The organism is Tsuneonella aeria (genome assembly GCF_009827495.1).
In the GTDB taxonomy this organism is placed as follows: domain Bacteria; phylum Pseudomonadota; class Alphaproteobacteria; order Sphingomonadales; family Sphingomonadaceae; genus Tsuneonella; species Tsuneonella aeria.
The window spans coordinates 36,795-57,921 of record NZ_WTZA01000002.1; the positions used below are offsets into that span (position 1 = coordinate 36,795).

21 protein-coding genes are annotated in these 21,127 nt (G+C 67.5%); 15 read left to right on the forward strand and 6 right to left on the reverse strand.

Translation table 11 applies throughout. The features are described from left to right. Positions 1–78 precede the first annotated feature (78 nt). Complete coding sequence (locus GRI40_RS10655; RefSeq protein ID WP_160611578.1) at positions 79–291, forward strand: cold-shock protein; 213 nt, start codon at positions 79–81, stop codon at positions 289–291. 74 nt (positions 292–365) lie between these two features. Further along, positions 366–587, forward strand: a complete 222-nt coding sequence (locus GRI40_RS10660) for a hypothetical protein (RefSeq protein WP_160611579.1) — start codon at positions 366–368, stop codon at positions 585–587. Between the two features lie 10 nt (positions 588–597). On the opposite strand, the gene GRI40_RS10665 is transcribed toward GRI40_RS10660, so the two are convergent. Beyond that, positions 598–1,257 carry a YggS family pyridoxal phosphate-dependent enzyme gene (locus tag GRI40_RS10665; protein WP_160612049.1) on the reverse strand — a complete coding sequence of 220 codons (660 nt, stop codon included), beginning with the start codon at positions 1,255–1,257 and terminating at the stop codon, positions 598–600. Between the two features lie 31 nt (positions 1,258–1,288). Between GRI40_RS10665 and GRI40_RS10670 the strand changes: the two genes are divergently transcribed. The 3 genes from GRI40_RS10670 (at position 1,289) to GRI40_RS10680 (ending at position 7,010) form a co-directional block, all read left to right on the forward strand. Then, positions 1,289–1,861 (forward strand): thiamine phosphate synthase, encoded by a 573-nt coding sequence (locus GRI40_RS10670; RefSeq protein ID WP_160611580.1) that lies wholly within the window; start codon positions 1,289–1,291, stop codon positions 1,859–1,861. A 70-nt stretch (positions 1,862–1,931) separates the two neighbouring features. After that, the gene (locus GRI40_RS10675; RefSeq protein ID WP_160611581.1) at positions 1,932–4,301 is read left to right on the forward strand and encodes a DNA translocase FtsK; all 2,370 of its coding nucleotides are present in this window, start codon (positions 1,932–1,934) and stop codon (positions 4,299–4,301) included. A gap of 135 nt (positions 4,302–4,436) precedes the next feature. Next, complete coding sequence (locus GRI40_RS10680; protein ID WP_160611582.1) at positions 4,437–7,010, forward strand: TonB-dependent receptor plug domain-containing protein; 2,574 nt, start codon at positions 4,437–4,439, stop codon at positions 7,008–7,010. 79 nt (positions 7,011–7,089) lie between these two features. On the opposite strand, the gene GRI40_RS10685 is transcribed toward GRI40_RS10680, so the two are convergent. Together GRI40_RS10685 and GRI40_RS10690 are read right to left on the reverse strand one after the other, a co-directional pair. Further along, complete coding sequence (locus GRI40_RS10685) at positions 7,090–8,133, reverse strand: substrate-binding domain-containing protein (RefSeq protein WP_160611583.1); 1,044 nt, start codon at positions 8,131–8,133, stop codon at positions 7,090–7,092. A 75-nt stretch (positions 8,134–8,208) separates the two neighbouring features. Beyond that, positions 8,209–9,573 carry an OprO/OprP family phosphate-selective porin gene (locus GRI40_RS10690; protein ID WP_160611584.1) on the reverse strand — a complete coding sequence of 455 codons (1,365 nt, stop codon included), beginning with the start codon at positions 9,571–9,573 and terminating at the stop codon, positions 8,209–8,211. Positions 9,574–9,731: 158 nt separating this feature from the next. On the opposite strand from GRI40_RS10690, the gene ald reads away from it, so the two are divergent. Continuing rightward, complete coding sequence (ald, locus tag GRI40_RS10695; protein WP_160611585.1) at positions 9,732–10,850, forward strand: alanine dehydrogenase; 1,119 nt, start codon at positions 9,732–9,734, stop codon at positions 10,848–10,850. On the opposite strand, the gene GRI40_RS10700 is transcribed toward ald, so the two are convergent. Further along, positions 10,847–11,773, reverse strand: coding sequence for a zinc-ribbon domain-containing protein (locus tag GRI40_RS10700; RefSeq protein ID WP_160611586.1), 927 nt, complete (start codon positions 11,771–11,773; stop codon positions 10,847–10,849). The genes ald and GRI40_RS10700 overlap by 4 nt on opposite strands. Positions 11,774–11,928: 155 nt before the next feature. On the opposite strand from GRI40_RS10700, the gene ftsE reads away from it, so the two are divergent. The 4 genes from ftsE to GRI40_RS10720 are packed head-to-tail and all read left to right on the forward strand — an operon-like array spanning position 11,929 to position 14,858. Continuing rightward, on the forward strand, positions 11,929–12,663 hold the full coding sequence (ftsE, locus tag GRI40_RS10705) for a cell division ATP-binding protein FtsE (protein WP_160611587.1): 735 nt from the start codon (positions 11,929–11,931) through the stop codon (positions 12,661–12,663). A gap of 25 nt (positions 12,664–12,688) precedes the next feature. After that, positions 12,689–13,609, forward strand: a complete 921-nt coding sequence (locus GRI40_RS10710; RefSeq protein ID WP_160611588.1) for a cell division protein FtsX — start codon at positions 12,689–12,691, stop codon at positions 13,607–13,609. After that, positions 13,606–14,136, forward strand: a complete 531-nt coding sequence (locus GRI40_RS10715) for a YdcF family protein (protein WP_337190554.1) — start codon at positions 13,606–13,608, stop codon at positions 14,134–14,136. The genes GRI40_RS10710 and GRI40_RS10715 overlap by 4 nt, the downstream gene beginning before the upstream one ends. Beyond that, positions 14,133–14,858, forward strand: a complete 726-nt coding sequence (locus GRI40_RS10720; protein ID WP_160611589.1) for a 1-acyl-sn-glycerol-3-phosphate acyltransferase — start codon at positions 14,133–14,135, stop codon at positions 14,856–14,858. Before GRI40_RS10715 ends, GRI40_RS10720 begins: the two co-directional genes overlap by 4 nt. Here GRI40_RS10720 and GRI40_RS10725 read toward each other — a convergent pair. Both GRI40_RS10725 and hisC read right to left on the reverse strand, forming a co-directional pair. Continuing rightward, complete coding sequence (locus GRI40_RS10725) at positions 14,855–15,763, reverse strand: prephenate/arogenate dehydrogenase family protein (protein WP_160611590.1); 909 nt, start codon at positions 15,761–15,763, stop codon at positions 14,855–14,857. The two genes, GRI40_RS10720 and GRI40_RS10725, sit on opposite strands and share 4 nt — an antisense overlap. Then, the gene (gene hisC, locus GRI40_RS10730) at positions 15,760–16,857 is read right to left on the reverse strand and encodes a histidinol-phosphate transaminase (protein WP_160611591.1); all 1,098 of its coding nucleotides are present in this window, start codon (positions 16,855–16,857) and stop codon (positions 15,760–15,762) included. The genes GRI40_RS10725 and hisC overlap by 4 nt, the downstream gene beginning before the upstream one ends. 166 nt (positions 16,858–17,023) lie before the next feature. Here hisC and metX point away from each other — a divergent pair, with 166 nt between their 5' ends. The 5 genes from metX (at position 17,024) to GRI40_RS10755 (ending at position 21,123) form a co-directional block, all read left to right on the forward strand. Continuing rightward, complete coding sequence (gene metX / locus GRI40_RS10735; protein ID WP_160611592.1) at positions 17,024–18,136, forward strand: homoserine O-acetyltransferase MetX; 1,113 nt, start codon at positions 17,024–17,026, stop codon at positions 18,134–18,136. Beyond that, positions 18,133–18,732 (forward strand): methionine biosynthesis protein MetW, encoded by a 600-nt coding sequence (gene metW, locus GRI40_RS10740; RefSeq protein ID WP_160611593.1) that lies wholly within the window; start codon positions 18,133–18,135, stop codon positions 18,730–18,732. Before metX ends, metW begins: the two co-directional genes overlap by 4 nt. Beyond that, the gene (locus tag GRI40_RS10745) at positions 18,729–19,409 is read left to right on the forward strand and encodes a hypothetical protein (RefSeq protein WP_160611594.1); all 681 of its coding nucleotides are present in this window, start codon (positions 18,729–18,731) and stop codon (positions 19,407–19,409) included. The genes metW and GRI40_RS10745 overlap by 4 nt, the downstream gene beginning before the upstream one ends. 27 nt (positions 19,410–19,436) lie before the next feature. After that, entirely contained in the window at positions 19,437–20,786 is a 1,350-nt protein-coding gene (locus tag GRI40_RS10750) for a glutamate--tRNA ligase (protein WP_160611595.1), read from the forward strand. A 112-nt stretch (positions 20,787–20,898) separates the two neighbouring features. Next, positions 20,899–21,123, forward strand: coding sequence for a hypothetical protein (locus GRI40_RS10755; protein ID WP_160611596.1), 225 nt, complete (start codon positions 20,899–20,901; stop codon positions 21,121–21,123). The last annotated feature ends 4 nt before the right edge of the window (positions 21,124–21,127 follow it).

Genomic DNA, 21,127 nt, shown 5'->3' on the forward strand with positions numbered 1-21,127 from the left:
TCATTTGACGACCCGACGCACGGCCCGCGCGCACTTTCGCGCCCAGGCAACCAGAGCGTTTCTTGAAAGGAAACCCGCATGACCAAGACCGGAACCGTCAAGTTCTTCAATATCGACAAGGGCTATGGTTTCATCCAGCCCGACGACAACTCGGGCGACAGCTTCGTGCACATCACGGCTGTGCAGGCCGCCGGCATGAACTCGCTCGATAAGGACCAGCGTCTCAACTACGAAGTAGAGACCGGCCGCAATGGCAAGGCCAGCGCAGTCAACCTGACGCCCGCCGACTGATGCCTCACCGCGCCCTTCCCTGCCGTGCGGGGGAGGGCGCATTCCCCATCCCTCAGCAGCGAGGCAGCCCACTTATGAGCCAGACTTTCGAATTCTACGACGCCCGCGCGCGCGAGGCCGCGGAAGCCGCCGATGCAGCGACGCTGGACAATGTCCGGGAACGGAACCTGCGCGCCGCGAAAACCTGGCGCGCGCTTGCCGATCAGGCGCAGCGCGTCCTGGCCGACCGGAAGAAATCCGAACGCGAACGCGCCGAACGCCGCGTCGCCGAAGGCCCGGAAGCCGCCCCGGCCTGACCCCTGGGGATCACGCCCTGGCGCCGAACAGGGCCGTGCCGATGCGCACGTGCGTTGCCCCCAGCATGATGGCCGTTTCGTAATCCCCGCTCATCCCCATGCTGCGGCCGGCAAGGCCGTTGTCCGCGGCGATCTTGTCGAGCAGGGCAAAGAACGGGGCAGGCTCGATGCCCGCCGGCGGCACCGCCATCAGCCCCGCCACCGGGATAACGGCATGGCGCGCGGCTTGCAGCAGGGCGGGAACTTCTGCGACCGGGCAGCCCCCTTTCTGCGGTTCCTCCCCCACGTCGACCTGGACGAAGCACGGCACCCGGCGCCCCAGCTTGTCGAACGCCTTGCCCAGCGCCGCGACCAGGCTCGGTCGGTCGAGCGAATGGATGCAATCGAACAGCCGCGCGGCGTCTTCCGCCTTGTTGGACTGGAGTTGCCCGACCAGATGGAGGGCGAGACCGGAAAACCGCTCGCGCAGTTCCGGCCACTTGGCGTCCGCTTCCTGCACGCGGTTTTCTCCGAAAACGGTCTGCCCGGCTTCGATCAGAGGCACGATCGCTTGCGCCGGCCGGGTCTTGCTGACCGCGACCAGCGTTATCTCCTCCGGCTCGCGCCGTGCGATCTTGCACGCGTGGGCGATGCGGCGGTGGACTTCCTCCAGGGGCAAGGCTGCATTCATCACGGATGCGCGCTATAGCGTCGTCATGGTCATGCGCCAGCCATCAACAGGCCGCAGCCCGCTCGCCCCCGCATTGCCGGACCTGTGGCTCCTGTCCGACGCGCGCAACGATGAACTGCTGCCCCGCGCGCTGCGGGCCTTGCCGCCGGGATCGGCCTTTGTCTTTCGCCACTACCACCTCGACCCGCGCAGCCGCCGGGCGCGGTTCGACGAACTCGTTCCGCTCATCGCAGACGGCGGGCACCTTGCGATCCTGTCAGGCAGCGACGACGAGGCCAAGGCGTGGGGCGCGGCCGGCAGCTATGGTCCGCCCGAGGCGGTGGGGGATGCCCCCGACCTGCTGCGGATCGCGGCGGCGCACGATGCGCACGAAATCGCCCACGCCAATGCCGCGGGCGCCGATGCGGTGATGCTGTCGCCGGTCTTCGCCACCCGCACCCATCCCAATGTCCAGCCGCTGGGGGCCGAACGGTTCCACGCCCTGGCCGCGCTGGCGGAAATGCCGGTCATCGCCCTGGGCGGGATGACGCCGGAACGGGCAAGGGAGCTGGGCTGGACGCGCTGGGCGGCCATCGACGGCTTGGCGCTGAAACAGGATTCCTGAAACCGACGATTCTTGACGCGCGAGTCCCCGAGGCGCGATAAGGGCCGCGGACGTATCAGGGGAAGCGGCAATGGCGACACGTGCAATGGGCCCACGGGCGGGCAAATTGCCTGCGACGGACTGGCGCGCGGCCTTCCGCCGCTCGCTGCGCCGGGCCGCGCAGATCGCCGGCGCGGCCGGCCTGTTCTGCGCCATGCTCTTTCTCGGCCTGGCGCTGGCAAGCTACACCCAGACCGATCCCAGCGCATCGACCGCGGCGGCGGGCGACGACATCCGCAACTGGATGGGCGCCAGCGGCGCCTGGGTGGCCGACCTGATGTTCGGCCTGTTCGGCGTTGCCAGCGTTCTGCTGCTCCCGCTGCTTTACGTCTTCGCGCGCAAGCTGTGGCACGATGTGGAGGACGAGGACGAGGATCTGCGCACCCGGTGGGGGCGCCCTGCCGCGCTGCTCCTGGTGTCGATGATCCTGATCGGGACCGTGCTGTCGCTCGCTTTCGGGCGGCCGGGCGGGACGCTCCCGGCATCGATGGGCGGCATGGCCGGCCTGCTCGGCGCCGCGGCGGTGGAGGCTGTCGCGGCGCGTACCGGCGAAAGCCTGCAGGGGTGGGTGATCCTGGCGCTGGCGCTCGCCGCACTCGTCGGGGGCGTGGCAGGGGTCACGCGGGTGTTCGCGCTCGATTGGGTGCAATTGCTCACGCTGCCGCGTTTCCTGAAGCGCGCGCGGGAATTGCCCGGCCAGCTTTCCCCGCACCTGTCGGGCGTGGAATTGCCGTTCGCGCCCAAGGCGCGTTCCCCGCGCAAGGCTTCTGCCGCAGAGGAAGCGCCCCTGATCGCGGAGCGGCGTGCGCCTGAAATCGCCGAACCCACGCTGGCGCCGCGCCCTGCCAAGCCGGCCGGGAAGACGGCGCAGAAGGATCTTTTCGCCAACTACCAGCTTCCCAGCCTGGAGCTGCTGGCGGAGCCGCCGCCGCACGCCGCGCCCAAGCTCGACAAGCTGGCGCTGGAACGCAACGCTCGCCTGCTCGAGACGGTGCTCGACGATTTCAACGTGAAGGGCGAGATCACCGCCGTGCGGACGGGGCCGGTGGTGACGATGTACGAACTGGAGCCCGCGCCGGGCATCAAGTCCAGCCGGGTCATCGGCCTTGCCGAGGACATCGCCCGGAACATGAGCGCGATCAGCGCGCGTGTCTCCGCCATCCCGGGCAAGACGGTGATGGGTATCGAGCTGCCGAACGCCGACCGGCAGATGGTGGCCCTCAAGGAACTGGCCGCCTGCGACGCGTTCGTGAACGCCAAGGGCGCGCTGCCGATCATCCTGGGCAAGGATATCGCGGGGGAACCGATCGTGGCCGATCTTGCCGCGATGCCGCACCTGCTGGTCGCCGGCACGACCGGTTCGGGCAAGTCGGTCGGCCTGAACTGCATCCTTCTCAGCCTGCTCTACAAGTTCACGCCCGACGATTGCCGCCTGATCCTGATCGATCCCAAGGTTCTCGAGCTCAAGAGCTACGACGATATCCCGCACCTCCTCAGCCAGGTGGTGACGGAGCCCGCCAAGGCCGTGCGCGCCCTGAAATGGGCGGTGGAGGAAATGGAGCGGCGCTACCGCATGATGAGCAGCATCGGCGCGCGCAACATCGCCGGCTTCAACGAACGGGTCCGCACGGCCATCGCCAAGGGCAAGCCGCTCGGCCGCCGGGTGCAGACCGGCTTCGATCCCGATACCGGCGAGGAGCTTTTCGAGGAAGAACAGCTCGATTACGCGCCGCTGCCGCAGATCGTCCTCATCGTCGACGAGCTGGCCGACCTTATGGTCACCGTCGGCAAGGAGATCGAAGTGCTTATCCAGCGTCTCAGCCAGAAGAGCCGCGCGGCGGGCATCCACCTCATCATGGCCACGCAGCGGCCGTCCGTCGATGTCATCACCGGCGTGATCAAGGCCAACCTGCCGACCCGCATCAGCTTCAACGTGACCAGCCGCATCGACAGCCGCACGATCCTGGGCGAACAGGGCGCCGAACAGCTGCTGGGCAAGGGCGACATGCTCTACAAGCCCAGCACCGGCGCGCTGGTACGCGTGCACGGCCCCTTCGTCAGCGACGAGGAGGTGGAGGCGGTCGCCACGCACTGGCGCGGGCAGGGCCGGCCCGAATATGTCGACGCGGTGACGGAAGAGCCCGAGGACGGCTTCGGCTATGGCTTTGACGAGGAACTGTCCGCGTCCGACAATCCGGAAGAACGCAAGTACCGCCAGGCGTGCCAGATCGTCTTCGAGAACCAGAAGGCGAGCGGCAGCTGGCTCCAGCGACAGATGGGGGTCGGCTACAACACCGCGGCCAAGTGGATCGAGAGAATGGAGGAAGACGGTTTGGTCGGTCCCGCGAACCATGTGGGCCGCCGTGATATCTATCGGGACAAGGATGGGAATTCTCTTTGACCACCTTTTGGTCGTTCCCGATGGCCCTGTTGTAACGGAAGCGCCACACTCGACAAGATTCCGGAGGCGCGGGCACAATTTCCTGAGGCTTTGTGCGCGCTTCCTGTTATTTCCTTGCCAACAGGGAGGAATAACATGTCTTTCAAGCGTACCCGGCTGCCCGCCTCCGCCGCGCTCGCCGCCCTACTTGTTCAGCCGGCAGCGGCGCAGGACGTACCTGGTGAAACGCCCGCATCCGAGCAGGGCGAGGAAACCCCCCAGCAGCAGATCATCGTCACGGGCACCCGCCGCACCGACCGCACGGTTGCCGAGAGCGCGGTGCCGATCGATGTCATCTCCAACGAAGCGCTGCTGAACCAGGGTTCGGCCGAAACCAATCGGCTGCTGAACAACCTCGTTCCTTCGTTCAACTTCCCCCAGCCTTCGCTTACCGACGGCACCGACTCGCTGCGGCCCGCCACGCTACGCGGTCTTTCGCCTGACCAGGTGCTCGTGCTGGTGAACGGCAAGCGCCGGCACATTTCTTCGCTGCTGAACCTCAACGGTTCGGTGGGCCGCGGTTCGGCCGGCGTCGACATGAACACCATCCCGCCGCTCGCGATCGACCGGATCGAGGTGCTGCGCGACGGCGCGGCATCGCAATACGGGTCCGACGCGATTGCAGGCGTCATCAACATTCAGCTGAAGCGCCGGGAAGGCGGGCGCGCGCAGGCGAGCTACGGCAAGTACGTCACCACGATGAAGGGCGTCTACGATGTCGCCAGCGTCTCGCCGACCACGGCCGGGACGGGCGATCCCGCCATCGTCTATGAAACCGAGGAAAGCCGGCGCCGCGACGGCGAGACCTGGACTTTCGCAACCAACATCGGCGTGCCCGTGGGCGAGGCCGGATATTTCAACGTTACGGCCGAATACAAGGACCGCTCGCCGACCAACCGTTCCGGTCCCGATCCTCGCCGCCAGTACGCCGGAACGGGCGACTTGCGCGAAACGACGATCGACCGGATCAACCACCGGTTCGGTGACGGCCGGTCGCAGGATTTCAATTTCTTCCTGAATGCCGGCGCCGATCTCGGTAACGGGTTCGAGCTTTACCAGTTCGGCAGCTTCGGACAGCGTGACGGCAACGGCGCGGGTTTCTTCCGCCGACCTAACGACGCACGCAACGCGGACTGGGCAAACGGAGGCCGACCGTATTACCCGGACGGATTCCTGCCGCTGATCGTCAGCGATATCACCGATGTCGCCGGTGTCATCGGCATCCGCGGCACGGTCGCGGGCTGGAATCTCGATCTTTCGGCGAATTACGGTTCCAACCGCCTCGACTATTCGGTCGAGAATACCTGGAATGCCTCGCTCGGCGGCATCGTCAGTCCCCGGCGGTTCTATGCCGGCGGTCTGCGTTCCGGCCAAACCTCCGTGAACCTAGACGTCCAGCGCCCGATCGATCTCGGTTTCGGCGATACGTCGATCGCTGCCGGCGCGGAGTGGCGCAACGAGAATTACAAGATCGTTGCCGGCGAACGCACCAGCTACGAAGTCGGCCCCTACTTCTTCAGCAACAGTTCCGCACCCGGCGCCCAGGTGTTTCCGGGCTTCGCCCCAAGCACCCGGGTCGATGCCTCGCGCGACAGCTTTGCCGGCTACGTGGAACTCGACACCGACCTTACCGACCTGCTCAACGTCCAGGTGGCCGGGCGGTATGAACATTTCTCCGACTTCGGGGACACGATCAACGGCAAGCTGGCCGCGCGGCTCGAGCCGGTGGATGGAATTGCGCTTCGCGGTTCCATCTCCACCGGCTTCCGCGCGCCGGGCATGGCGCAGCAATATTTCTCGACCGTGTCGACCAACAATGTCGCCGGCGTCGGGCTGGTGGAGGTCGGGACGTTCCCCGTGGGTTCGCCGATCGCGGTGGCGCTGGGTTCGGAACCGCTCGAGCCCGAAAAATCGCTCAACATGGGTGCGGGCCTCGTGTTCACGATGATCCCCGGCCTCAGCGTCACGGTCGATTACTACAACATCAAGATCGACGACCGGATCGTGCTGACGGAAAACCTCCAGGGCGCGGACGTGGTCGCCATCCTGCGTGCGGCGGGCGTTGCCGGCACGTCGGGCCGGTTCTTCATCAACGGGGTCGACACGCGCACCCAGGGCATCGACGTGGTCGCCAACTACCGCGTGCCGGATTTCGGGGCCGGGCGGTTCAGCCTGACCGCGGGTTACAACCGTAACGACACGAAGATCACCGATCGCCGGACCTTCAGCGGGTTCACGGCCGATCGCCTGTTCGCGCGCCCCGAAAGCTATCGCCTGACCGATGGACAGCCTTCGAACAAGCTCAACCTCGGGCTCGACTGGGATTACGAGCCCGTGGGCATGACGCTGCGCGCCAATCGCTACGGCTCTGTGTTCCTGCCAATCGGAACGGTGAACAGCCTTGCGGTGGGCAAGGGCGACGCGCCGGGGGATGTGACGCTTTCGCCCAAATGGGTGGTCGATCTGGAGGCGCGCTTCCGGCCGGTGCCGGCGCTGGAACTGGCCGTCGGCGCGAACAACCTGCTCGACGAATATCCCGATCGCCTGCCGGTTGGCACGATCGGGGGATTCACTCACAGCGTGAACAACGCGTTCCTGCCCTACAGCTCTCAGTCTCCGTTCGGGTTCAGCGGACGGTTCCTCTATACCCGGGCCAGTTTCGACTTCTGAGCCGCGCGGCATAAGACCAAGGAAAAGCCCCGCCGGTTTGCACGGGCGGGGCTTTTAATTGTTAGAGGTCTGGGGCGGCCTATTTCAATTCTTCGCCGGTCATGACCGTTCCATTGGTTGCCGCGGCAGCCGCGGCGGCCTGGACGTCGTCGGGAGAAGAGACGAAGCCGATCCGGGACAGGCTGCCGTCGCGGCCCCAGCTGTTCGTCCACTGCGCGATGAATTCAGCGAGGCCGGGGATCACGCCCACGTGCTGTTTCTTGTAATAGATGTACAGCGGGCGGGCGCCGGGGTACTTGAACGTCGAGATGTTTTCGTACGTCGCGGGCACCCCGTTCATCGGCTGGTCCTGCAGCTTCTCGGCATTTTCCTCCATGTAGGAATACCCGAACACGCCCACGGCCTTGGGATTGCCTTCGATTTTCTGGACGATCAGGTTGTCCTGTTCGCCCTGGTCGACGTAGGCGCCGTCCGTGCGGACTTCGGTGCAGATCTGGGCGTACCGGTCCTTGTCGCTTTCCTTCAGCGCCTTCATCGCGGGATCGCTCTCGCAGCCCTTCTCCAGCACCAGCTCCTTCAGCGCGTCGCGCGTGCCGGAGGTAGAGGGAGGGCCGTACACCAGGATCGGCTCCGCCGGCAGCGAGGGATCGACATCGCGCCACGTCCGGGCAGTCTGTTCCTTGCCGAACGGCCGGGCCGCGATCGCCTTGTACACGATCTCGGGCGTCAGGTTCAGGCGGATGCCGCCCTTGGCCGATGCGAAGGCGATACCGTCGAGACCCACCTGGACCTCGACCACTTCGGTAACGCCGTTCTTCTTGCAGTCTTCGAGCTCGCTCGCCTTCATGCGGCGGCTGGCGTTCACGATGTCCGGAGTGGACTGGCCCAGGCCGGCGCAGAACAGCTTGATCCCGCCGCCCGTGCCGGTGGATTCGATGAGCGGGCTCTTCATGCCAGGATTTGCCGCGACGAAATCTTCGGCAACCTTCTTGGCGAACGGATAGACGGTGGACGATCCGACCGCGCGAATGGAATCGCGGGCGTTGCCCCCGCCGCTGCCGCCGCACGCGGCAAGGGCCAGGGCCGAAATCGATGCGAAGGCAATGGTCTTGATCGGAGTCATGATGGCAGGTTTCCCTCGGGTTGCGGGCCCGCGACTAGGCAGGCGATGTGACAGGCGCATGACAGGTAATTGGCGTCAGAAGTCGACCTGTGCGCGCACGCCCACGGCGTCCACTGCATAGCTGCGGTCGCCGCTCGCGGTCGCCAGTGCGGCGCGGTCGTAAACAACATGTCCGTAATTGAGCATCAGGCGGGTAAAGTCGGTTGGCGTCCAGACGAGCGCGACCCCGTAGATATCCTGCTTTCCGCCCACCACGCCGGCATCGATGAGGTCGAGAAAATCGTACCGCAGGTTCACTTGCACCGCGCCGAAGCCGCCTTCACCGACCGGGTTGGCCGGCTTCACCCGGTCGAAAGCGCCGCCGCGGTATCCGCGGGTGTCCCCTCTGGTCAGGAACATCCCGGCTTCGGCATAGCCGCCGAAGAACGTCGGATCGGCGATCGCCCCGGGCCGGTCGACACGCTGCCAGTGCGCCTCGCCCGTGGCGTGGAACGGCCCCTGGATGTACGCTGCCTCCAGTCCGTAGCCGGTTTCGCGCCGGGCGCTGATGGCGCCCGTGTCCGCGAAACGCACGTCGGGCGTATGGATGAACGGCCGCACCCGGTAGCGCACGCTGTCGGCCCCGTCGTTGAGATCGCGCCAGTGCACGGACCCGCCGACGTGCATCTGGCCATCGCCGATCTTCGGTGCGAAGACCAGGCGCCCGTCCAGCGACCAGAAGTTGTTGCCGTCGTCATTCAGGTCGGCAACATTATCGGTGAATACGCCGCCCTGCGCGACGAAGGGTCCCGCGCTGTAGCTGGCGGAAAGGCCCAGCCTCCGTTCGTATCCGAACGCGGTGTTCAAGGCCGCCCGTTCGGTGAACGAAACGAAGAGGTCGCTGGTCATTTCCTCCAGTCCCCAGAACGGCTTGTGGTTGCCCGCCGTCAGCGTCACCGCGTCAGACGGGCTGTAGGTGATGTAAAGGTCGGTGATCTCCACCGCGCTGGCCGCCACGTCGACTTCCGCGCGATAGCCAAAGCCGCCGGGAATCTCGCCTTCCACGCCGATGAAGGCGCGGCGAAGTTCGCTGCCGAACCCGAGGCCGCTGTCGCTGAACCCGTCAGGCGCGCTGACCGAGCCGGCATCCAGCTGAATCCGCCCGCGCGGCTTGAAGCTCCAGCCATCGCTGCCGGTCAGTTCCGGTGCGCCCTTCCACTCGGCGGTGGATGCTTGCTTTGCGTCGCCGCCCGCTGCCGCTGGCGGTGCGGCCTGCGTTTCCATCTTCGCGCTCGCGAGCTGCGCTTCGAGCGTGTCGATGCGGTCCGCCATCGCGGCCATCTGCGCGCGCATGCGCGCCAGTTCGTCGGCTACGGCGGCGTCCTGCGCCGCTGCGGGGGCGGCCCAGACGGCGATCATCGCGAGCGGGGCTGACGACAGCTTCAGGTGGCGAACGGTCATGCGGCGAGCCCTTCATGAAAGTGCGATGTAACTCCGGCGACGCCGGTGTGCCGACTATATGACAGCCGAATGACGGCCTTGCACAGTCCCTTCGATGCAAAGCCGCTTGCCGGAAAATGGTCACAACTGTAACGGCCCCGCGCGAAGGAGAGCGTGTCATGCGCATCGGCTGCCCCAAGGAAATCAAGAACCACGAATACCGCGTCGGCCTGACGCCGGAGAGCGTGCGCGAACTCACGGTCAACGGCCACGAAGTGTGGCTGGAAACCGGCGCGGGCATGGGCATCGGCGCGACGGATGCCGACTATCGCGCTGCCGGCGCGCAGATCCAGCCCGACGCGAAGACCGTGTTCGACGGGTGCGAGATGATCGTCAAGGTGAAGGAGCCGCAGGCGGTCGAACGCGCCATGCTGCGCGAAGGCCAGGTGCTGTACACCTACCTCCACCTCGCGCCCGACCCCGATCAGACGCGCGAACTCGTCGCCAGCGGGGTGACCGCGATCGCATACGAAACCGTGACCGGGCCCGGCCACACCCTGCCGCTGTTGAAGCCGATGAGCCAGGTGGCCGGCCGGATGAGCATCCAGGCGGGCGCGACGGCGCTGGAAAAGGCACATGGCGGGCGCGGCGTGCTGCTGGGCGGCGTTCCCGGGGTTCTGCCGGGGAAAGTCATGGTGATCGGCGGCGGCGTCGTCGGCTTCAATGCGGCGCAGATGGCCGTTGGCCTGGGGGCCGACGTGACCATCCTGGACCGCGATCCCGAAGTGCTCGAGCGGCTTGGCACCCATTTCGAAAGCCGCGCCAAGACGCGCTTTTCGAACCAGGCCAATATCGAACAGATGCTGTGCGAAGCCGAACTGGTGATCGGCGCCGTGCTGATCCCGGGGGCCGCCGCGCCTAAGCTGGTTACTCGCGAGATGCTGAAATGCATGAAGCCGGGGGCGGTCCTGGTGGACGTGGCGATCGACCAGGGCGGCTGTTTCGAGACCAGCCACGCGACGACTCACGCTGAACCGACATACGTCGTCGACGGCATCGTCCACTATTGCGTGGCGAACATGCCGGGCGGCGTGGCGCGCACCAGTACATACGCGCTCAACAACGTGACGCTGCCGCATGCACTGCGCATCGCCAACATGGGCTGGCGGGGCGCCTTGCGCGCCAACCCGCATCTCGCCGAAGGGCTCAATGTCCACGCCGGCAAGGTCACCTACAAGGCGGTCGCCGACGAACTCGGTTACGATTACATGCCGGTGGCCGAGGCGCTCGGCGATTAATTCGGCTTCCAGCCGATCTCGGCGATCCTGGCGGAACGCGGGACATCGGTGACGGCTTCGTTGATCGTCACCGTTTCGCCCGGGGCAAGCCGGGGCTTTGGCGGGGCGATTTCCCAGCTGTAGACGATCCGTTCGCGCGCATCGCGCAGCACGATCAGGATCGACGGAATCGCGCGGGATTCGCGCCCCACGTTCTTCACCGTGCCGCTCGCACCGAAATATTCCGTTCCGTTAGGCAGCGTTCTTCGTTCCTGCCGTTCGCGCGGGAAATCGAGCACCAGATCCGCCTGGCCCATCGCGAAAGTCGGCCGGCTGATCGGCACCCAGTCCGGCAGGCCCCAGTAACTGACCGCGCCGACCGTCCCCAGGGCGATCACCGCGAAGAGGGCGGCCGCCGCCGTCCACACCTTCATCATGTTCCGGCGCGGACGGAAAGGGGGCGCGTAATCGAACTGCGAGATCTCGTCGCCGTAGTCCTCCTGATGGCTGTCGCGCGCATGCGACACTTCCACCACGGTGGGCGGCTCAGGCGTTTGGTCGATGTCCGGCGGGGGCGGCGCGGGCTCGGCAATCTCCTCGTCCCGGTGGCTCTCGGGCACCGCGGACGCGGCGACTTCACGCTCGGCCAGCGGGTCGATCGCTTGCGCCAGGCCCGCACCAGCCGCGACCGGAGCATCGGCGCCGCGCGCGTCTTCCCTCTCTGGCGCTGGCGCAGGGGACGCGGTCGCCGGTCCAGGCGCGGGGCGCGACGCGGCCTGATCCGCAGGTGGGGAACGATCTGCCGGGTGCGGCAAGTCGACATCGGGACCGTCCTGAAACCAGCTATGCCGGCACTTTGCGCAGCGCACTGTTCTGCCTTCCGCGCCGATGGCGCTGTCCGGCACGACGTAGCGGGTCGCGCAGGCGGGGCAGGCGATAATCATTCCGATGCGAATCTTACGCGGACCGCGGCCCCGCACAAGAGAGGCAAAGCGCGAAGTTGCCCGCCAGACGGCTTTTTTCCACATGGAAGCCCGGCTATAGCGCGTCAGCCGATGCCGTTGACCAGCCCGCCCGACCGCTTCGAGAGCGCCGACCGTTGATCGCAGACGGCGGGGATATCGTCACTTTCGACAATGTGGGCCTGCGTTACGGAACCGAACGCGAGGTCCTGAGCGATGTTTCGTTTACCTTGCACCCGGGCGGGTTCTATTTCCTGACCGGCGCGAGCGGGGCCGGCAAGACGTCGATGCTCAAGCTGCTCTACCTTGCGCAACGGCCTTCGCGCGGGGCGATCCGCATGTTCGGCACCGACGTGATAACCCTGCCGCGCGAGCGGCTGCCGCTGGTGCGCCGCAGGCTTGGCGTGGTGTTCCAGGACTTTCGCCTGGTGCCGCACCTCAGCGCCTTCGACAACGTCGCCCTGCCGCTGCGGGTGTCCGGCGTGCGTGAGAGCGAGCTGCGCAAGCCAGTGACCGACATGCTCGAATGGGTGGGCCTTGCCGACCGGATCGACGCCCGTCCCGCCACGCTGTCGGGCGGGGAGCAGCAACGCGTCGCCATCGCCCGGGCGGTGATCGGCCGGCCCGACATGCTCGTGGCCGACGAACCGACCGGCAACGTCGATCCTGAAATGGCGCTGAAGCTCCTGCGCCTGTTCGAAGCATTGAACCGCCTGGGCACCACCGTGGTCGTGGCGACGCACGATGTGCACCTGCTGCGCAAGGTGCCGGATTCGCTCATCATGCGGCTCGACAAGGGGCGGTTGAGCGATCCGACCGGTGCCTTGCGCTATCCGCCGCGGCGCGATGCGCCAAGGGCCGTACCGGCATGAAGATACCGCGGTGAAAGGACCCCCGATGCTGGAGCGCGCGGTGGTGCGCGGTTTTGTGCCCTTCGGCGGAGGGCGGGCGGCTGCGCTCATCCCTCATGCCCGCCTTGCCGGGCCCATGCCGTGGGTAATCGCGATCATGGTGGCGCTGACCGTGATCGCGGGGGCCGGCGGGCTGGCCCTGCGCAACCTTGCCGACAGCGCGCGCAGCGAGCTCTCCGGCGCGGCGACCGTCCAGATCGTGGAGCCGCTGGCGGCGGAGCGAGACCGGCAGGTGCGCGCCGCCGAACGCGTGCTCGCGCGCCTGCCCCAGGTGACAGGCATGCGCGTGGTGCCCCAGGCGGAATTGAATGCGCTGATCGATCCCTGGCTCGGGGGCGCGGGGAGCGGCGACCTGGCGGTGCCCGTCCCGGCGCTGATCGATGTCGAGCTTGCCGGTGGCGCCACCCCGCCGCGGCTGACCCAATTGCGGAAAGCGGTGACCGCAGTCGCCCCCGCCGCGCGGGTGGACGCGCAATCGTCATGGCTCGGCCCGGTGTTTTCCGCCATCGCATCGCTTCAGTGGCTCGCGCTGGTGCTCGTCTTGCTGCTCGCGCTTACCAGTGCAGCCGCGGTATGGCTGGCGGCCCGCAGCGCACTCGGCGGCAATCGGGGGACGATCGAAGTGGTGCACCTGCTCGGCGGCACCGATGCCCAGATCGCGCGCATCTTCCAGCGGTCCGTCGGGTTCGATGCGGCCGCAGGGGGTATCGCAGGCCTGGCGCTCGGCGTGGCGGCGGTGCTCGTGCTGGGGGACCGGTTCGCGGCGCTCGATTCCGGCATGGTCTCGGGCGGGGGGTTGCGCCCTCTCGACTGGGCGTGGATCGCCGCCATTCCCCTTGCGGGGGTGATCATTGCCATGGGCACCGCGCGGCTCACCATCCTGGCGGCCTTGAGGAAGATGCTGTGATCCCGCGCCTCATCTCGTTCGCCGCCATGCTCTACGTGTTCGGCTTCATGTGGTTCGCCGCCGCGCTGCCTCAGCCGGTGGGCGACTACCGCACGGATGCCATCGTGGTGCCGACCGGCGGACCGGGCCGGATCGCGCGGGGGCTGGAGCTCCTCGGCGACCGCGAGGCGGAGGCGATGCTCGTGACGGGGGTGGACCCCGAGGTGAAGCCCGCCGAATTCGCCGCGGAATACAAGGTCCCCGCGCGCTGGATGGAATGTTGCGTAACGCTGGGCTTCGCCGCGGTCGATACCCGCAGCAACGCCGCCGAGACCGCTGCCTGGATGACGGAGAACGGGTACCGTTCGCTGCGCCTGGTGACGACCGACTGGCACATGCGCCGCGCGGCCAACGAGTTGGGAGCTGCCCTGCCGCAGGATATCGTCGTGGTGCGCGATGCGGTTCCTTCGCGCCCGCGGCTGGGCACGCTGTTCCTCGAATACAACAAGATGCTCGCGAGCGGGCTGGCACTGGTGATCCCGTCGTGATCGCGCTTCTCGTCCTGCTGCGCAACGTGGTGTTCTACCCGCTATTCTACCTCGGCTCGTTCGGCTTCACCGCGGGTTCGCTGATCGCGCGCCCGTTCGATGTGACACTGTTCCGCCGCATCGTGCGGGGGTGGGCGCTGTACCAGCGGGCCTGCCTGCGATGGATCCTCGGCATCCGCGTGCGCGTGGAGGGCGGCGGCCCGGTGGACGGACCCGTGCTCTACGCGATCAAGCACGAAAGCTTCTTCGAGGCGATCGACATGCCGGCGCTGTTCGATCTCCCCGTCGTCTTCGCCAAGGACACGCTCTTCGACATACCGCTCTGGGGCAAGGCGGCGGCCGCGTACGGGATCGTGCCGGTCGAACGCGACCAGGGCGCGCGCGCATTGCGGGCGATGATCGCTGCGGCGAAGGGTTTCTCCGAAACCGGTCGGCCACTGGTGATCTTCCCGGAAGGCACCCGTGTTCCCCACGGCACCGCGCCGCCGCTGCAATCGGGTTTCGCCGGCCTTTACAAGCTGCTCGGCCTGCCGGTGGTGCCGGTGGCGGTGGACAGCGGGCCGCTTTATCACCGCTGGCTGAAGCGGCCGGGCACGGTCACGTACCGTTTCGGCGCGCCGGTCCCACCGGGTCTGCCCCGTGAGGAGGCGGAGGTCCGGGTGCATGCGGCGATGAATGCGCTGAACGCGCCTTCGGATGAGCGCGAGGCAGAACCCGGCTAGCCGTGATCCGACCGGCCGAAGTCGGGCCGCGCGTCGTCCTGGCCCTGTTCGACGATCGACCGCCGGATGTCGCGCGTGCGGGTGAACAGCTCGAACAGAGCGTCGCCATCGCTGCGGCGGATCGCGCGCTGGAGCGCGGTAAGATCCTCGGTGAAGCGGCCGAGCATTTCCAGCACGGCTTCGCGGTTGGTCAGGAACACGTCGCGCCACATCGTCGGGTCCGACGCCGCGATGCGCGTGAAATCGCGGAATCCGCCGGCCGAATACTTTATGACCTCGCTCCGCGTCACCTGCTCGAGGTCGCTGGCCGTGCCGACGATCGTGTAGGCGATGAGGTGCGGGATATGGCTGGTCACTGCGAGGACGAGATCGTGGTGCGCACCGTCCATCAGCTCGACATCGGCGCCCAGTGCCTTCCAGAACGCCGCGACTTTATCGACTGCCTCGGGATCGGCGTCCGCCGGCGGGGTGAGGATGCACCAGCGGTGACGGAACAGGTGCGGGAAGCCTGCGTCCGGGCCGCTGCGCTCGGTCCCGGCGACGGGATGGGCGGGGATGACGGTGGCATGAGGCAGCGCGGCGCGCAGCGCTTCGCCCACCGCCTCTTTCGACGATCCCACATCGGTCACGATCACACCGGCAGGCAGCGCGTCGGCGACCTCGCAGGCGGCATTCTCCATCGCGCCAACGGGCACGCAGAATATGACCAACTCCGCATCACTGACGGCCTCGGCGGCGGTCTCGCAGACTCGGCCAACCAGCCCGCGTTCGGCGGCGCGGCGGCGGACCGCGGGGTCGGCATCGTAACCCGTGGTGGCGCACCCGGGCAGGAATTCCGCGATGGCAAGCCCGACGGAGCCGCCCAGCAGGCCGAGGCCGATGATCGTGACGCGCTGGAAGCTCATGCCCGGTCTGCCGCCGCCGCGATGGCACCGGCCACCGCGTCCATGTCGGCCCGGGTGCCGATCGTAATGCGCAGCGCGTGCGGCAGTTCCTGGCCCGGCAGGTGGCGCACGGCATAGCCCGCCTCGTCGATCGCGGCGAGCGCGGCCGCGGCGGTCAGCGCGCCTTCGAACAGCACCATCACGAAATTGCCCGCACTCGGCAGCGGCCGGATGCCGTGGTTCCCCAATGCCCGCATGGCGCCGGTAAAGCGGTCGCGTTCTACCGCGTTCTCTTCGCGGGAGCGCGTAACGAACGCCGCGTCATCGACCGCGGCGAGAGCGGCAGCCTGACCGTGGTTGGTAACATTGAACGGACCCCGGATACGGTTGAGCTCCTGCACAAGTGCCGCATCGCCGGTTGCCCAACCGATCCGTTCGCCCGCCAGCCCGTAGATCTTGGAGAATGTCCTCGTAACCAGCACGTTGGCATGGCGGCCGGCAAGCTCCAGCCCGCCGTCGTCGTCGGCGGGATCGAGGTATTCGGCATAAGCCTGGTCGAGCACGAACAGCACGTCACCCGGCAGTCCGGCGTGCAGGCGCGCGATCTTGGCACGGGACAGGAAGCTGCCGGTGGGGTTGTTGGGATTGGCCAGGAACACCGCTTTCGTGCGCGGGGTAACCGCGGCAAGGATCGTATCGACATCCGCGCCGTAGTCCGCATCGGGCGCCTCGACCGGGCACGCCCCGCAGCGGCGCGCGGCGATATCGTAGACCGCGAAGCTGAAGCGAGGGAACAGCACTTCGTCCCCCGGCCCGGCGAAGGCCTGCGCGGCGAGGTTCAGCAGTTCGTCCGAGCCCGTGCCGCAGACGATCCGTGCAGGATCGATCCCGTGCCGCGCGCCCAGGGCTTCGCGCAGGGCCGTGCTGGCCGGGTCCGGATAACGGCTCGGGTCGGCGGCCCCGGACAGGGCAGCCAGGGCCGCGGGGCTTGTGCCGAGAGGGTTTTCGTTGGCCGAAAGCTTGACCAAGGCCCGCCCGCCGGCGCCCGTCGCGGCGCCGGGGGTGTAGGCGTGGATGCCCTGAATCCAGGGCTTGGGGATGGGACCGTTCGCCATTGCGGCCGCGCTTATGGCAGGGGCCGCGCCCTTTGCAGCAAAGAAAAAGCGGTGGTTGGTCATCGCCAGCTACGCTAACCGCCGGCCCGCACGAGCGGAAAAGTCCTGTCAAAAAGAATTCTCTGCTCGCCCGATTTCCTGTCCCATCTCTCTCTCGGCGCGCACAATGGGTTCCAATCCGGCCTCCAGCACTTTCGAACTTCCCTTTCCCCTGCCGCTCGACGGGGGGCAGACGCTGGCGAACGCGGTGATCGCGTACGAAAGTTATGGCACGCTGTCGGCGGAGCGGGACAATGCCATTCTCCTCTGCCACGCGCTGACGGGGGACCAGTTCGTCGCCAGCCCCCATCCGCTGACTGGCAAGCCGGGCTGGTGGGAACGGATGGTGGGGCCGGGCAAGCCGATCGATACCGGGCGGTTCCACGTGATCTGCGCGAACATCGTGGGCGGGTGCATGGGATCGACCGGGCCCGGCAGCGTCGGCCCCGATGGCAAGCCATATGCAATGCGGTTTCCCGTCATCACCATTCGCGACATGGTGCGCGCTTCGGTTGCGCTGCTCGATGGGCTCGGCATCGAGCGGCTGCACGCGGTCGTCGGCGGGTCGATGGGCGGGATGCAGGCGCTGAGCCTCGCGGCCAATTTCCCCGAGCGGGCGGAGCGGGTGCTGGCGATCGCCACCACCGCGCGGCATTCCGCCCAGAACATCGCCTTCCACGAAGTCGGCCGCCAGGCGGTGATGGCCGATCCCGACTGGCAGGGCGGGGATTATTACGGATCGGGCCGCGCCCCGGACAAGGGACTGTCGGTTGCGCGCATGGCCGCGCATATCACCTACCTGTCGGAGGCCGGGCTGACCGAAAAGTTCGGCCGCAACCTGCAGGACCGGCCCGACGGATCGCGCGGGGCGAAAAGCTTCGGCTTCGATGCGGACTTCCAGATCGAAAGTTACCTGCGCTACCAGGGCAGCGGGTTCACGCAGCGGTTCGATGCCAACAGCTATCTCTACATCACCCGGGCGATGGACTACTTCGACCTGGCCGAGGAGCACGGCGGGCGGCTGGCCGATGCCTTTGCCGGCACCACGGCGCGGTTCTGCCTGGTCAGCTTCGATTCCGACTGGCTCTATCCCACGGCCGAAAGCCGCCACGTGGTCCACGCGCTCAACGCGGCGGGCGCGCCGGTGAGCTTCGTCGAACTCTCCGCGCCGCACGGGCACGACAGCTTCCTGCTGGAACACGCCGCGCTCGACCGCGTGGTGCGGGGCTTCATCGGATGACCGGCGCGCGGCCAGCCTTGCGTCCCGATCTGGCGGTCATCGCGTCGCACGTTCGCCCCGGCGCGCGCGTGCTCGACGTCGGTTGCGGCGAAGGCGAACTGATGGCCGTGCTGCGGGAAAGCGGCTGCGACGCGCGGGGGCTGGAAATCGACCCGGTGCTGGTGGAACGCTGCGTCGCCCGCGGTCTCAGCGTGGTGCAGGGAGATGCGGACCGCGACCTTGCCGACTATCCCGACAAGGCGTTCGATTACGCGATCCTCAGCCAGACATTGCAGACCGCGGCCCGGCCCGACCGGATGCTGGACGATCTGCTGCGCGTGGGCCGGCAGGCCTTCGTCAGCTTTCCCAATTTCGCGCATTGGCGCACGCGTGCTGCGCTGATGTTCGGCGGGAGAATGCCGGTCACACGCTCGATTCCGGTCACCTGGTACGAGACGCAGAACATCCACCACATGACCGTGACCGACTTTCGCGAGCTGGTGAGCGCCATGGGCGTCCGCTGCGAACGGGCGTGGTACTTCACCGGAACGCGCCCCGTCGGCGCCGCGGCGGCCAACCTGCTGGCGGAACACGCGGTGTTCGAACTGTCCCGATGACGGACGGGGATGATCGGTCGGCGTTCGAACGCCTCCTGTTCAACGACGCGCCGCCCCCTCCGGCCCATCTTCAGGCATTGGGGCAGCGCTTCGTGGAGGCCGCCAGGCCGAAATTTCGCAACTTCCGCGTCGACCTCGAGGCGATCGGAATTGCCGCCTCGAAGGCCGGGCGGGCCGGCGACATATCGCTCGAGGACGGCGCCGCGCTGTTTCTCGATCGCGGCGATGCCCTGTCGATGCCCCTCGTGCGCCGATATATCGCGGTGCGCGAGACCGAGCTCGTCGCGCGATGGCTGATGTCGCTTCCAAGCTTTCATTCGGCCGGTTGGGTGACCGAGCGCAATCTGCTCGCGCTCGACGGCATGGTGTCGGCCGGCGAGCCGGCGCTGGCCGTCCGGGTCGTCCGCAAACATCTCGAAAAGACCGTTGGGCAGGCGCGGGACAAGTGGCGTCAGGTCGCCCGCAAGCGGCCCGCGACCTTGTCGCCCGACGCTTCGGACAGGTTCGATCAGCTCATGGCCCGGCTGCGCTGGCAACTTCCGGGCGAGATCGAGGCGGCCCGGCTGGAGATCGCGGAGCTGGAGCAATACGCCCGCGTGCACGGGTCGCCGGAGGATAACCGCGCGCTCGACCGGATGCTCGCCGACCTGGAGAAGGCGCGCGGGCGCTTCACCTGAGCGGCCAATGGTCTATGGCGCCCCGCCATGACCGTCACCCGCTTCGCACCGTCGCCCACCGGGCTGCTCCACGTCGGCAATATCCGCACCGCGCTGCACAACTGGATGCTGGCGCGCAAGGCAGGGGGGCGGTTCCTGCTGCGCATCGACGATACCGATGCCGAGCGCAGTCGCGAGGAATTCGTCGAGGCGATCCGCGCGGATCTCGCGTGGCTGGGCCTTGCGCCCGATGGCGAGACCCGCCAGTCGGCGCGGCTGGCGATCTACGACGAGGCGTTCGAACGGCTGCGCGCGGCGGGGCGCGTCTATCCCTGCTACGAAACCCCGCAGGAGCTCGACCTCAAGCGCAAGGTGCTGCTGGGACGCGGGTTGCCGCCGATCTACGACCGCGCGGCGCTGGCCCTGACGGATGCGGATCACGCGCGCATGGCGGCGGAGGGCCAGGCACCGCACTGGCGCTTCCTGCTGGACCATGCCCAGCCCATCGAATGGCACGACGGCATTCGTGGGCCCCAGCATTTCGATCCCGCCAGCCTTTCGGACCCGGTGGTCCGCCGCGCCGACGGCTCGTGGCTTTATATGCTGCCGAGCGCAATCGACGATGTGGAGATGGGCGTCACCGACGTGCTGCGCGGGGAAGATCACGTCAGCAACACGGCCGCGCAGCTGCAGATGTTCGCCGCGCTTGGCGCCGCGGGCTTCGGCGAGGGAAACATGCCGCGTTTCGCGCACGAGGCACTGCTGGTCGGGCGCGAAGGCAAGCTGTCGAAGCGGCTCGGCTCGCTGTCCGGCCAGGCGCTGCGGGAAGCGGGGATCGAGCCGCAGGCGCTGGTCGCGCTGCTGGCGCGGCTCGGCACGTCGCAGCCGGTGGAGCCGATCGCCGATCGCGCCGCGCTGGTGGAGACCTACGACCTTGGCACATTCGGCCGCGCGCCGGCCCGCTTCGACGAGGACGAACTGGCGCGCGTCAACCAGGGGATCGTGCACCAGCTTTCCTTCGATGAGGTCGCGGACCGCTTGCCCGAAGGCATGGACGCGGGGGCCTGGCTGGCGGTGCGGCCGAACCTGGAGAAAGTATCGGACGCGCACGACTGGTGGCGGGTTGTCACCGGGCCGATCGAACTGCCCGTATTCGATCAAGAGACCCGCGCTTTTCTGTCAGAGGCGCAAGGTGCGCTGGTGTGGAGCGATAACGCCTGGGCCACCTGGACGGCCGCGCTCAAGGACAGCACCGGTCGCAAGGGCAAGGCGCTGTTTCTGCCGCTGCGGCAGGCACTGACCGGGCAGGACGCGGGCCCGGAAATGGCCCGCCTTCTCCCGTTGCTGGGCGAGACGACCGTGCGCCGCCGGCTGCGCCGCGCAGCGGGCGAGGACTAACTATTCGTCGGACGCGGCAAACGGTTCGTCGATGGGGCGGGGGCGCGGTGAAACCGCATGGGGCGGCGAACATTATCGCCCTGTCCCCTTTCACCGAACGAGGCAGATCCACATGATTGCTCGCAAGCTGGCCCTGGCCACCGCCGCAACGACCCTCGCGCTGACGCCTGTGGCCGCCTATGCGGCGCCCGAACGCGCCAGCGCCCCCGCTACCGAACAGTCGCAGCTCGGCGGCGGCGCGGAATGGGTGAATGCGCTCATCATCATCCTGATCGGCGCAGTGGGCATGGCCGCGCTGCTTATCGCGGACGACGACGATAACCCCACCAGCCCGTAACGGC